Annotated in this window: 10 protein-coding genes; 3 read left to right on the forward strand and 7 right to left on the reverse strand. The window is 62.2% G+C overall.

Annotated elements, in window-relative coordinates; genetic code table 11:
* Positions 1-35 precede the first annotated feature (35 nt).
* Positions 36-1,385 carry a colicin-like pore-forming protein gene (locus JL05_RS25835; RefSeq protein ID WP_033632712.1) on the forward strand — a complete coding sequence of 450 codons (1,350 nt, stop codon included), beginning with the start codon at positions 36-38 and terminating at the stop codon, positions 1,383-1,385.
* 52 nt (positions 1,386-1,437) lie between these two features.
* Here the strand turns inward: JL05_RS25835 and JL05_RS13615 are convergent, their stop codons facing one another.
* The 4 genes from JL05_RS13615 to JL05_RS13635 all read right to left on the reverse strand — a co-directional run bounded on the left by JL05_RS13615 (position 1,438) and on the right by JL05_RS13635 (position 5,233).
* A complete protein-coding gene (locus JL05_RS13615) occupies positions 1,438-1,854 on the reverse strand; it encodes an RbsD/FucU domain-containing protein (RefSeq protein WP_019453017.1) in 417 nt (138 codons plus the stop codon).
* Between the two features lie 49 nt (positions 1,855-1,903).
* Positions 1,904-2,668, reverse strand: coding sequence for an SDR family NAD(P)-dependent oxidoreductase (locus tag JL05_RS13620; protein WP_021505753.1), 765 nt, complete (start codon positions 2,666-2,668; stop codon positions 1,904-1,906).
* A 21-nt stretch (positions 2,669-2,689) separates the two neighbouring features.
* On the reverse strand, positions 2,690-3,925 hold the full coding sequence (locus JL05_RS13625) for an MFS transporter (RefSeq protein WP_228392596.1): 1,236 nt from the start codon (positions 3,923-3,925) through the stop codon (positions 2,690-2,692).
* Positions 3,926-4,195: 270 nt separating this feature from the next.
* On the reverse strand, positions 4,196-5,233 hold the full coding sequence (locus JL05_RS13635) for a LacI family DNA-binding transcriptional regulator (RefSeq protein WP_033632715.1): 1,038 nt from the start codon (positions 5,231-5,233) through the stop codon (positions 4,196-4,198).
* 295 nt (positions 5,234-5,528) lie between these two features.
* Here JL05_RS13635 and kynA point away from each other — a divergent pair, with 295 nt between their 5' ends.
* Both kynA and sbmC read left to right on the forward strand, forming a co-directional pair.
* Positions 5,529-6,371 (forward strand): tryptophan 2,3-dioxygenase, encoded by an 843-nt coding sequence (kynA, locus tag JL05_RS13640; protein WP_015378298.1) that lies wholly within the window; start codon positions 5,529-5,531, stop codon positions 6,369-6,371.
* A 22-nt stretch (positions 6,372-6,393) separates the two neighbouring features.
* Positions 6,394-6,861 (forward strand): DNA gyrase inhibitor SbmC, encoded by a 468-nt coding sequence (gene sbmC, locus JL05_RS13645; RefSeq protein WP_033632716.1) that lies wholly within the window; start codon positions 6,394-6,396, stop codon positions 6,859-6,861.
* 188 nt (positions 6,862-7,049) lie between these two features.
* Here the strand turns inward: sbmC and JL05_RS13650 are convergent, their stop codons facing one another.
* The 3 genes from JL05_RS13650 to tssH form a co-directional block, all read right to left on the reverse strand.
* Positions 7,050-8,978, reverse strand: a complete 1,929-nt coding sequence (locus tag JL05_RS13650; protein ID WP_033632717.1) for a type VI secretion system Vgr family protein — start codon at positions 8,976-8,978, stop codon at positions 7,050-7,052.
* A 142-nt stretch (positions 8,979-9,120) separates the two neighbouring features.
* The gene (locus JL05_RS13655; protein WP_033632718.1) at positions 9,121-10,566 is read right to left on the reverse strand and encodes a serine/threonine protein kinase; all 1,446 of its coding nucleotides are present in this window, start codon (positions 10,564-10,566) and stop codon (positions 9,121-9,123) included.
* Between the two features lie 49 nt (positions 10,567-10,615).
* Complete coding sequence (gene tssH / locus JL05_RS13660) at positions 10,616-13,273, reverse strand: type VI secretion system ATPase TssH (RefSeq protein ID WP_033632719.1); 2,658 nt, start codon at positions 13,271-13,273, stop codon at positions 10,616-10,618.
* Positions 13,274-13,285 lie beyond the last annotated feature (12 nt).

Here is a 13,285-nt window from a genome sequence, read left to right on the forward strand (position 1 = left end):
ATCTTAAAAATAAAACGAAATAAGGATGAAAGCATATGCCTGGATTTAATTATGGTGGTAAAGGAGATGGGACTAACTGGAGTTCTGAACGCGGTACGGGCCCTGAGCCGGGGGGTGGCGATAAAGGCCATTCCGGCGATCGCGATCGCGGCGGCGCCGGCGTTGGCAACAGCCCGGAACAGCAACAGATAGCGGCGATCCAAAACGATCCGGCGCTGCGCATGAAGCTGGAGGCGGTGATTAAGGCGGCGCGCAGAATTAACCCGGATGCGAAATTGCATATTGAAAGCGTCAGCCCATCCGGCACGCTGAGCCTTTCCGCCACCGGTTTGACGGCCGAGCAGGCGAAGCACATTGGCCTGGGGGGGCTGGTGATGGGGGTCAACGCCAAGGGGGTGACAGTGGCGATCGGGGATATCGAAACCGGCCATGCGCGCAAGCCCTCAACTCCTGGCAAAGGCGGCAACAATGGCCTGAATGCCGGGCAGATCGGCGCCTCTTCGTTAGGCAGTTTCGTGACAGACTCGCATCGCGATCGGCCCGTCAGCGGCTGGCATGGCAACGGCAAAACCGGCGAATTCTCGACGACCCGCACGACCGGGAGTTACTACGGTTTTCATCATTTGAAGGTGGAAAAGCAAGACGGAGTGGCGACCTACAACCTCTACTATAAGGCCAATAAGAACCGGCCCGCGTTTATCGCCGTGGTGAGAGGGGATAACCTGAATGCCATGGAGGTGAAATATGCCAACGGCAAACCGGTAAAATCGCCCGGCTCGGTAAAAACGATCGTTAAGGAATTCGTCGAATATCAAAATGCGGAATTAAAAGCCATCAAGGATGGCGTCAGCCTGGCCGCAGGTATCAATAAAGATATTGCGGAAAAGATCGGCGCGAAATACGCCAAACTCGCCAAGGATTTGGAGGCGGGAATACAAGGAGAATATATCCGCAACGTGCAAGATGCGGAGAAAACCTACGAGCAATTGACGAAGGGCCTGAACAAAAAGCTTAAGGCGCAGGACAAAGCGGCGATTGTCACCTGGCTGAAAATGATCGATGCGGAACAGTATGCCCGCAATGCGCGGGTATTGGGCAAGGTCTTCACCGGGGTGGATTGGGCGATCAAAGGCGCGGATCTGGTAAACGCCGCGATTGAAGGTTTCTCAACCGGCAACTGGAAAGCGTTCCGCAACCAGCTCGAAGCGTTCGGGTTGTCGATCGGCGCAGGGTATACGCTCTCCGCTATCGCCGCGTTTTTCGCGCCGACGCTGGTGTCGTCGACGGTGGGCATTTTCGCCTTCGCTTACCTGTTTGGCTGGGCCACCAGCTATATCGATGCGGAACGTGCGGGGGAGCTGGAGAAGTGGGTCGCTGACCTGTAACGGCATGAGGGGGCTGGCCCCCTCATTTTACCCCTCACACCCTCTACCTCTTTTACACCACCGGCGCCACCGTCAGCAGCAGATTGGCGAAACGGCGCTGTTCGCCGGAGGCGATCACCAGCAGCGTTCGATCCGATTTGACCGCGGCGTAAAACGCCTCGCGCGGCAGGTGTTCGACCGGGCAATGTGCCGGCAGCAGCTGCCGGTATTCGGCTTCGATGGTGTTGGTGAAGTCCGGCGGGCAGGCCATCAGCGCCGCGCTTTCCACGTTGATGCAGGCCAGCAGTTTTTCCAGGATTGGCGGGGCGGCGAGCGTGCCGGGCGCCAGGTTCAGATAGACCACGGTGGCGTCTTTCGGCGCGTGCGTCACGCAGGCGTAGTTGCCGTCGGCGATCAACACCTGGGTTTTATGCCCGCATTGCGCCAGTGCGGCGAGCAGCGGCGGGTGAGTGATGGCGGATTTGATCATAAAGCGATTCCTGAATGGGCGGGCGGCAAGCGCGCCGCCCGCAGCTGAATTACATGCGGTAGATGCCGCCGTTGATGTCGAGAGTCGCGCCGGAGATGAAACCGTCGTATTCCGCCGCCAGGAAGGCGATGGCGCGCGCCACGTCGTCCGGTGTGCCTGCGCGGCCCAGCGGGATGGCGCGAACGGTTTCCTCCGCCGATGCCTGGGTGGTGTGGCGATTGTGGAAACGGGTGCCGAGGATCAGGCCGGGCGCCACCGCATTCACCCGGATGCCGTGCTCGCCCAGCTCCGCCGCCAGCGAGCGCGTCCAGGTGAGCACCGCGCCCTTGGTGGCGGAATAGACCAGCGAGCCGGCGTGCCCGCCGGCGCGGCCCGCCTGTGAGGCCAGGTTAACGATGCTGGCGCCGTCCGGCGCCGCTTTCAGGTGCGGCAGCGCGCTCTGGGTGACGTTCAGCATGGTGGTCATGTTCACGTCGATCACGGTTTGCCAGAAGGCGCGGTCGATCTCGCCCAGCCATTTGCGCCCGACGATGCCGCCGACGTTATTGATCAGGATATCGATGCCGCCGAGCAACTCGGCGCCGGCCGAGACGCAGCGCAGCGTTTCGTCGGTGTCGATGAGATCGGCGTAGCCGTAGGCGGCCTTTTGCCCCAATGAATGGGCCAGCGCCACCAGCGCTTTGGGGCCGCTTTCGTCGCTGTGATAGTGAAAATAGATGTCGCACCCGGCCTTGATCAGTCGCTCCGCGGTGGCGCGGCCGATGCCCTGTTCCGCCCCGGTGATAAAGACCTTTTTGCCCGCAAGATCGCCCATGATTGACTCCTTATTGGTTCGTTAAGAATTGATGACGCCTTCACGCTGTTTGGCGCAGTAGAAAATGCAGATCAACCCGGTGGCCAGCAGGCACGAAGCCAGGAAAAACAGCCCCGGCGCGCTGCTGCCGGTCAGATCGTTCAGCACGCCCACCGCATAGGGGGCGACGAAACCGCCGATATTGCCGATGCAGCTCACCACCGCCAGTCCGGCGGCCGCGGCTGCGCCGGTGGATATGTTGGCGGGCATGGACAAAAACGGCGGCACGGCGGTGTAAATGCCGATGGCGGCGATGCACAGGAATGACAGCGCGACGAACGGATCGTATTTAAAAAATGTCACCGCGCCCATCAGGCCGATGGCGGCGATCACCATGCTGAGGCCGGCGAACACGCCGAGTTTTTTGGTTTTGCTGGCCCACAGACTCCACGGATAGACCAGCAGCGCGGCCAGGCCGTAGGGAATGAGCGCCAGCAGGCTGACGCGGAAGATATCGCCGCCGGAAATGGCGCTGATGATCGACGGCAGCCAGGTGCCGAAGCCGTAAATGCCGCACACCATGCCGAAGTTGAGCAGCGCGTAGAGCAGGTATTTCTTGTTTTTAATCCCTTTCAGGAAGTCGCCCAGCGTGATTTTAGAGCCGGATTTGGAGCGGCCGGCGTTGCTCATCAGCCAGGCCTTTTCCTCCACGTTCAGATAGCCGACATCCTTGGGCGAGTTCTTGATCAGGAATGGGATCAACAGGCCGATGACGATCGGCGGCAGCCCTTCGAGGATGAACAGCAGCTGCCAGGGGGCGAACCCGAACCAGTCATGCTGAATATTGAGAATAAAGCCAGAAATCGGCGAGCCGACCGCGTTGGACAGCGGTTGGACGATGATGAACATGCCGAGAATTTTAGTGCGGTACTTTTCCGGGAAAAACACCGTGAAGTAATACACCACCGAGGGAAAGAAACCGGCTTCGCACACGCCCAGCATAAAACGGCAAATATACAGCTCCAGCGGCGTGCGCACAAAACCGAGCAGGGTCGCGAAGATGCCCCAGGAAATTAATATTCTGGCGAACCAGATGCGCGGGCCGAATTTTATGGTGCCGGCGTTGCTGGGTATTTCAAACAGGAAATAGCCGATAAAGAAAATCCCGGAGGCGAAGCCGAAGGCCGAGGCGGTCAATCCCAAATTATCTTCCAGCGCTTTGGCGGCGTAGGCCATATTGTTGCGGTCGAGAAAGGCCAGGAAATACAACAATATCATGAGGGGCACAATATGCAGCGTCAATTTCCTGATGGCGCTGCGTTCAATATCCTTTGGCATTATTTTTTTCATCATGGTTTTTCCCATGTGGTTAATCGGAATAATAGCGGCCCGGCCCAAAGCAATGAGCGGAGAGCTGAATAACGACGTTGCGTGCATAAAAGCGTCGCGCCGTTTATTTATTGCGACGATTCTATTTTTTCTGCTTTTAGCTGTAACGATCCGGACGATGCCGACTGCGCATCGTCTGGGAAAGCCGTTTTTACTCTATTAACCGGCGGTTTTGACCGAGCGCCGGCTGATGACCGTCGGCGGGAAGAGAAACTCGCCGGGCGGTTGCGAATCATTGTTGATGCGGCCGATCAGGCGTTCGACCATCAGCTGTGCCATCTCCGCCAGCGGCGGCCGGACTGACGTCAGCCCCGGTTCGGCCAGGCCGGCCAGCGCGATATTGTCGATGCCGATCACCGAGATGTCTGCGGGCACCTGGACGCCGGCGGCGCGCAGGCCCACCATCAGCCCGATGCCCAACGCATCGTTAATCGCCACGATGCCGTCCGGGCGCGGCGCCAACGCGAGAACGCGCGGCGCCAGCGTCAGCCCCAATTCGAACATTTCCGTGTCGCCGTAGGCGCTGGTGGCCTTGCCTTCGATCACCCGTTGGCGTTCACTCAGGCTGTGCCCCAGGGCGCTCAGAAAACCGTCGATCTTGTGGCTGCGCCCGACGGTCAGCGTCGCTTCGGTGGCGAACACGATGTGTCGGCAGCCGCGTTCGAGCAGGTGCTGTGCGGCCAGGCGCCCGGCGGCGATATTGTCCATCGACACGCTGTCGAACAGCCGGTTATCGGTGGCCATCGGCTCGGCAAACGGGCTGTCGTAGCTGACAATCTTCATGCCGCGCTCGGCGGCCCGAACAAAATGGGTCTGGCGAATGTCGCTCGCCGCCACGATGATGCCGCGCACGCCGTGCAGGAACATATCGTCGATAAACGCGGCCTCCTCCTGCTCCTGGCGGTAGGCGTTGCCGAGCAAGACCCGGTAACGGTGAGCCCGCGCCGCGCCGTCGACCGCATGCGCCAGCGCCGAAAAGCTCGGGTTAACGATCGACGGCAGCAGCAGGCCGATGATTTTCGCCTGCGGCGCGGGTGCCGCCGCCGATTGAGCCGGCCGGTAGCCCAGGGTCGCCATCGCCCGTTCGATGCGCTCACGGGTCTGCGCGCTCATCTGGTGACTGCGATTATTCAGCAGGTTCGACACGCTGCTGATGGACACGCCGGCCAACCGCGCCACATCACGAATATTTGCCATTTGCCGATACCTTGCTGCCTGCCGTTAGCCTGCAATCTATAAGGGAAGCCGGCCGCAGGCAAGCTGCAACCGGGGCGGCGCGCGCATGGGATCGCGCATTTGTGAGAGTCGTCAGGCGGCAGCCGTGTTGTTTACTAAACAACAACGGGGGTGGGGCACTGTGTTAACGCAGATGAGTGAGATCTGCGAAGCATCTCTCGTTTATCGCCCTTCGGGGCGGCGGGTTCTGTACTATTGTTTTCTCTTTGCGGCACGTTCCAGGCCGATGGGGCGCTGGGCGCAACGGAGATCACAGATGAACAAACGGGAATTAGAAAGCGCGATTGTCACCGATTTTTCCAAACGCATGAGCTATGGCGACTACCTGTGCCTGGACCAACTGCTGGACTGCCAGCACCCGCTCTCCAACCCGCCGCATCATGACGAAATGCTGTTCGTGATACAGCACCAAACCTCCGAACTGTGGATGAAACTGATGCTGCACGAGCTGCAGGCGGCGCTGCGGCTGGTGCAACAGGACAAACTCAGCCACTGTTTTAAAATCCTCGCGCGCGTCAAACAGATCCAGCGGCTGCTGTTCGAGCAGTGGGCGGTGCTGGAAACGCTGACGCCGTCGGAATACGTCGAGTTTCGTGACGTGCTGGGCAGTTCGTCGGGCTTCCAGTCGCACCAGTACCGGTCGATCGAATTCCTGCTCGGCAACAAGAACGCCGCCATGCTGGCGGTGTTCAGCAACGACGCGGAAAAGCACGCCGCGCTGAAGGCGATCCTCGAAGCGCCGAGCCTGTACGACGAATACTTGCTGTACCTGGCGCGCCACGGCTTGCCGATCCCGCAGGAGTGTCTCGAGCGCGACTGGACGCAGCCCTATCAGCGCAACCCGGATCTGCTGCCGGCGTTTAAAGTGATCTACGACAACCCGCAAACCTACTGGGAAGCCTATGAAATGGCGGAGAAGCTGGTGGATATCGAAGAGAGTTTCCATCTGTGGCGTTTCCGCCATATGAAAACGGTGGAGCGGATCATCGGCTTTAAGTCGGGCACCGGCGGCTCCAGCGGCGTCAGCTTCCTGAAAAAGGCGTTGGATCTGACCTTTTTCCCCGAGTTGCTGGATGTGCGTACCGAAATTGGTGCCTGAGACATTGTGAGGGGGAAGGGCGATGAGCGTGAGGATTATCGATAAGGCGGCGGAGAAGGTGGTGGGAGTGAGAGTCGTGGGGCCGTATCCGCAGACCATCCCGCAGGGCTCGCAGCAACTGCTGGCATGGCGGCAGCGCCACGACGTGCCGTTCGGCAAATGGCTGGTGCTGTACTGGGACGATCCGGCGGAAGTGGTGCCGGAAAAGCTGCGCGCCGACGTGGTGATGAGCGTGGCGGACGATTTCGCGCTGCCGGCGGGCAGCGCGGGCGTCACCGTGCAGACGCTGCCCGCCGGGCAGTATGCGGTCTACCACGTGCGCATCAGCGATGGCGATTTCGAGCGGGTGTGGGGCGAGTTCTATCAGAAGCTGCTGCCGGCCAGCGGCTACCAGCCGGTTGAGGGGGTGAGCTATGAACACTATCTCAACGACTGCGAGGCCGACGGCTATTTCGACCTCGAGATTTACCAGACGGTGAAGAAGTGGTGAGGGGGAAATGATAGAGAGGGCTGAATCGATGGGCGGTACAGATTCAGCCCGTTGTGTTGGCTTAACGTCGGTGATTTTGCCGCCAGCCTATTCATCTCCTTGCCAAAAGGGGTTACAGCGGACGGCGTTTTTGCCGGTACTGCCGCCCGAGGGGCGGCGTTAACCGGCTTTCCTGGCGTACCAATTACCTACTCTTTAGGGAACAGCTGATCGACGGCGCTCTGGATCGCCGCCTGATGGCCGCCGCCTGGTGCGGCGGTGCGTGCGGCGCCGCCGGGCTGGTTGAGATCCAGCTGGCCGCCGGTATTGATCGCGCCATCCTCTTTCACCGTGATATTGAAACTGGTGCCGGTGATGTTGATTTGGCCGTCCGCCAGCAGTTCGATCACGCTTTCGCCGCATTCGAGCCGCAGCGATTCGCCGGAGCCGAGGGTAAAGGCGTTGACTACGGCGTCGCTGCGCGTTTTGCCGGTCAGCGCGGAGGATTCACCTTTGACACCGGTCGCCTGATTGAGCACTACCCGTTTGATCTGGTTACCGCCCACCAGGTGGGTGTGGTCGTTAGCGATGGTGTGGCTCTCATCGTTTTTCACCTGGGTGTCCATGTTGCGTTCCGCCTGGATCCACACCTGTTCGGCGCCGGCCTTGTCTTCGAAGCGCAGGGCGTTGGCGTTGTCGGCGGTGCCGTCCTTGGTGCGGCTCATAAAGCCCATCTGGGTGGCGGCGGCCGGCAGCGCCCAGGGCGGCATGCTGGCTTCGTTATAGACGCGCCCGGTGACGATCGGCCGATCCGGATCGCCGTTGATAAAGTCCACCACCACTTCGTCGTTGACGCGCGGGATCTGCACGCCGCCGTAGCCCTGGCCGGCCCAGGCGCTGGAGACGCGCACCCAGCAGGAGCTGCCGTCGTCTTTTGGCCCGAAGCGATCCCAGTGGAACTTCACCTTGATACGGCCGTATTTGTCGGTCCAAATCGATTCGCCGGCCGGGCCGACCACCCGGGCGGTCTGCGGTCCGTGGGTTTTCGGCCAGGTAGCCTGCTGCGGCGGGTGCCAGGGCACGTCCGCCGGCAGCACGGTGAAGTCGATGCGGTGTTCGCTGCTCTGATCGTCGCCGCTGGCGTAGCGGTTCTCTTTCAGATGGTAGTTGGCCTGCAGCGTCAGATATTCGCGGTTGTCGTCGGCGTGCGGGGCGTTATACAACGTAAAGGTGCTGCCGGGGGCGATGCCCAACGCGGTGGCGGAGCCCCGAATTTGCTGATGCTCGGCCTGCCAGGCCTCCTGGCGCACGCGGGCGTAGAACTCGCCCTGCTGATGCTCGGTGTAGCGGCCCGGCCAGTCGTAAACGTCGATCTGCCCCGGCGTGGGTGAGACCGGGTTTTGCCGCGCCTGGAACAGCCAGGCGTTCGGCTTGCGAAAATCGTAGTCGTCCAGGCTGTAGATGCCCGGCGTGACGCGATCGGACAACGTCCACTGGCTGATGCCTTCCTCGCTGGTGCTGCCGCCAGACGGTGTCAGGTGGTAGGGGATCATCTCGTAGCCGGGATAGGGCTGGTGGTGGTGGGGCGCATCCCCGAGCACCAGCGTGTGTTTGCCCATCTCGTGTTTGAAATAGTAATAGATGCCCTCCAGCTCCATCAGGCGGCTGATGAAGTTGAAGCTGCTTTCGTTGTACTGCACGCAGTAGCCCCACAGGCGATAGTCGCCGGTCAGCTGATCTTCCAGCTGCACGTTGTGCTCCGCCAGCAGGGTCTTGACGATCTGCGGCACCGTCTGTTCCTGGAAGATGCGGAAGTTGCGGTCTTTGGTCATCGGCCACAGATCCGGCTGCACGTGCAGGTTATACACCGCGTAGCGCGTGCCGCCGATCTCTTCGCTGCTGACGGCGATGGCGGTGATCTTGCCGTTCAGGTAGCGCGGGGCGCTGAGAAAGCCCTGGGTCGGGATCTCCAGCGTCAGCGGTTGGCCGAGCAGCGCTTTGCGATCGAGCCGCGCGTCGGTGCTCAGCAATTCAATAGAGAAGTCGAAAGGAGTGGAAAGCGCTTCGATGCCGTCCAGCGAGCGGAACAGCAGTTGATCCTGGCCCAGCGGCGTGTGCGCAATAATGCGATCCAACATGAGAACATCCTCTGTGATTGACGTCATCCCCTGCATACTCCGGCCGTTGCAGCGGCTTTGCCGCGCGGCCAATGAGGGGGCGGTGGTGCGTCAGTCTCATGAAATAGGGAAAACCCCGCCGCGGCGGAGTTTCAGAACGGGATTAACCTGCGGTGGCCGGGTTGACCAGCCAGGTGCCGGCGGTGTCGATGCTGAGCTGCTGGCGGCGCAACCGATCGTTGTGGCGGATCTCCAACTGATAGCGGCCCGGCGCCAGGTTCAGGCTGGCGAAGCCGTTTTCGCCCGGCGTCACCTGCTGCGGCTTGCCGTCGAGGCTGACCTGTTCGCCCGGCTGCAGTTTGAAGTACACCAGCGCCACCGGCTGCGGTGGCGGCGCCGCTTTTTCAGGTTCCGCCGCTGCAGGCTGCGCGGTTTGCGGCGCGCTCGGCTGCTCCGTCAGGGTTTTCTGCGCCGGTGACGCCACGGTGTTTTGGGCGACGGCCTGGGCATCGTCCTTGCCGCCGCTCAGCCAGGCGATCGCGCCGATCACCAGCAGCGCGGCGACGCCGGCGCCGGCCATCATCGGGCGCGAGAATTGGGTGCCGCGCGCGGTAACGGCGCCGGCGGCGGCCGCAGCGGCGGCCGGGTTGGCGGCGACCAGCAAGTTCTCCGGCGCGGCGGCCGGGGTGCTGATGATTTCGTTTTCATCGGCGATCGGCAGATGCAACAGCTCGGCCATTTCATCGATGGTCTGCGGGCGGTCTTCCGGCTTCAGCGCCAGCGCGCGATCGACGGTGCGCAACAGCTCCGGCGAGTAGCCGGCGGGGCGGCGCTCGGCCAGCGGCTGGTAGCTGTCTTCGATGCTGCGCACCACGCTGACCGGCGGCGGCGAACCGACGATCAGCGTGTGCAGCACGGCGCCGAGCGCGTAGATATCGGTCCACGGCCCCTGTTCGCCGTCGCTGTTCTCAGTGTACTGCTCGATCGGCGCGAAGCCCGGTTTGAGCATGATCTCCGTTTCGTCCGACAGGTTGCCGATCTCTTTGCGCGCCGACCCGAAGTCCAGCAGCACCGGCAGCTGGCTCTCCTGGATTTGGATGTTATCCAGCGAAATGTCGCGGTGCAGATAGCCTTCCTGATGGATGGTGTTGATGGCGCTGAACAGCGGCGGCAGCAGCCGACGGATCCACGCCTCGTCGATTTTTTCCGGCTGCTGCGCCTGCAGGTTTTTCAGCGTGGTGCCGCTGTAAAACTGGGTGCCCATATAGGCGGTGCCGTTCTCTTCCCAGAAGCGCAATACGTGCAGCAGGCCGGGATGCGAGAAGCGCGCCAGCAGACGCGCCTCCTGAATAAAGCTGTTCAGCCCGGCCTGGAAAGTTTTGCTGAAGCGCTCGCCGCGCAGCCCGATGCTGAGATCGTCGTTGCGTTTCGCCAGCGAGGTCGGCATGTACTCCTTGATGGCGATGGTGCGTTCCAGTTGGTGATCGTAAGCGCGGTAGACGATGCCGAAGCCGCCTTCGCCGATCGCTTCCTGGATCTCGAATTCGTTGAATCGATAGCCGCTCGGCAGGCTGTTCGAATTCGGTTTGGTTATCCCGGTTCCCGACATAGTGATGACTCTCTGTGTTCAAAGGGCCGCCGTCTCGGCGGCCGCGGCGTTATGCCTGAAATTGACAAATGAATTCGTGGTTCTGCAGCGCGATATGCAGCTGGCGATAGCGCTGGTCGTTGGCGCTGCCGGTCAGCAGGGTGTGGCTGATCTGCGGCAGCAGGGTGTTGGTCAGGATGGCGTCAACCATGCGGCCGCCGGACTCCACCTCGGTGCAGCGGCTGACGATCTGCTCGATGACCGCGTCGTCGAAGGTGCAGACGATGTCGTGATTCTCCGCCAGGCGGCGCTGAATGCGGCCCAACTGCAGGCGCACGATGTTGCCCAGCGTGGCGTCGGTCAGCGGGTAATACGGCACCACCAGCAGACGGCCAAGCAAGGCGGCAGGGAACACCGACAGCAGCGGCTGGCGCAGCGCGCCGCTCAGCGCCTCCGGCTCCGGCAGCAGCTCCGGATCGCTGCACAGCCCGGCGATCAGATCGGTGCCGACGTTGGAGGTCAGAATGATGATGGTGTTGCGGAAATCGATATGACGGCCTTCGCCGTCCTCCATCCAGCCCTTGTCGAACACCTGGAAGAAGATCTCATGCACGTCCGGATGCGCCTTCTCGATCTCGTCCAACAGCACCACGCTGTATGGGCGGCGGCGCACCGCCTCGGTCAGCACGCCGCCTTCGCCGTAGCCGACATAGCCCGGGGGCGCGCCTTTCAGCGTCGAAACGGTGTGCGACTCCTGGAATTCGCTCATGTTGATGGTGATGACGTTCTGCTCGCCGCCGTACAGGGTTTCCGCCAGCGCCAGCGCGGTTTCGGTTTTGCCGACGCCGGAGGGCCCGGCCAGCAGGAACACCCCGACCGGCTTGTTCGGATCGTCCAGCCGCGCCCGTGAGGTGCGCACCCGGCGGGCGATCAGATCCAGCGCATGGCGTTGGCCGATCACGCGCTGGTTCAGGGTGTCGGAGAGTTGCAGCACCGCTTCAATCTCGTTTTTCACCATGCGGCCCAGCGGGATGCCGGTCCAGTCGGCCACCACCGCCGCCACGATGTTGGCGTCGACGGCGGCGAAGATCAGCGGCGCTTCGCCCTGCAGCGCGCTCAATTGCTGCTGCAGCTCGCTCAGTTGGGCGCGCAGCGCGTCGGCGTCAGGGCCCGCCTCCGTTTCTTCGCCGGCAGGCTCCTCCGCTTCCTGCCGGTGCAGCTGGGCGCGCAGCGTGATGATCTCTTGGATCAGCGTCAGCTCTTGCTGCCAGCGCTCGGTCAGCTGTTCGAGCTCCAGGCGCAGCGCGGTCAGCTGAGCTTCAATCTCCTGCGGGCGCAGGGGATCGCCGATGCCGACCTTGGCCTCGCGGCGGGCGATATCCAATTCGATCTGCAGCGCATCGATGCGATGGCGGCAGTCTTCAACCTGGGCGGGCTCGGCGTGTTGGCTGACCGCCACGCGCGCGCAGGCGGTATCCAGCAGCGCCACCGCCTTGTCCGGCAACTGGCGGGCCGGAATATAGCGATGGGACAGCCGCACCGCGGCATCCACCGCTTCATCCAGCAGCAGCACGCGGTGGTGTTGCTCCAGCGGGCTGACGGTGCTGCGCAGCATCAGCAGCGCTTTGTCTTCGCTCGGTTCGTGCACCTGCACCACCTGGAAACGGCGGGTGAGCGCCGGGTCTTTCTCGATGTATTTCTTGTATTCCGACCAGGTGGTGGCGCCCATGGTGCGCAGTTGGCCGCGCGCCAGCGCCGGTTTCAGCAGGTTGGCGGCGTCGCCGGTGCCCTGGGCGCCGCCGGCGCCGATCAGGGTGTGAATTTCGTCGATAAACAGGATGATTGGCGTCGGGCTGGACTGCACTTCGTCGATCACCGCCTGCAGCCGTTTTTCAAACTCGCCCTTAACGCCGGCGCCGGCCTGCAGCATGCCGATGTCCAACAGGCACAGCTTCACGTCGCGCAGCTGCGGCGGCACGTCGCCAGCCACGATGCGCAGCGCCAGGCCCTCCACCACCGCGGTTTTGCCGACGCCGGCCTCGCCGGTCAGCAGTGGGTTGTTCTGGCGGCGGCGCATCAGGATATCGATGATTTGCCGGATCTCTTCATCGCGGCCGGCCACCGGGTCGATCTCGCCGTCGCGCGCTCTGGCGGTCAGATCCTGGGCATACTGCGCCAGCACGCTTTCACCGCTGCGCGCCGCGCCGGATGCGTTCTCGGCGCGGCTTTCCGCCGGCGCATCCTCGGCGTTTTCCGCCGAGTGAGCGGTAATGGCGGCGAACTGCTCCATCAACAGATCGGTGTTGATGCGCTCGAACTGCGGGGAAATGGCCTTCAGCAGATGGCGCAGGCTGTAGGTTTTCAGAATGCCGAGCAGCAGGTGGCCGCCGCGGATGCGCGCCGCGCCGAATTTCAATGAGCCATAGACCCAGGCGCGTTCTACCGCGCTGTCGATGTGCTCGGACAGATCGGAGATGGCGCTGGCGCCGCGCGGCAGGCGATCGAGCGCCTCGACGATGTCGCGCGCCAGCTGCGCCTCGTCCAACGCGAAGTGGCGGACGATCTGCTGCAGATCGCCGTCCGGCGATTGCATCAGCTGATGCAGCCAGTGCGCCAGTTCGACGTAGGGGTTACCGCGCAGCTTGCAAAACGCCGTCGCACTTTCCAGAGAGGTGAATAACAGGCTATCCAGTTTGCCAAATAATACCGAGCGGCTGATTTCAGACATGGTTTTCCTCAG

The organism is Serratia nematodiphila DZ0503SBS1 (genome assembly GCF_000738675.1).
GTDB lineage: Bacteria > Pseudomonadota > Gammaproteobacteria > Enterobacterales > Enterobacteriaceae > Serratia > Serratia nematodiphila.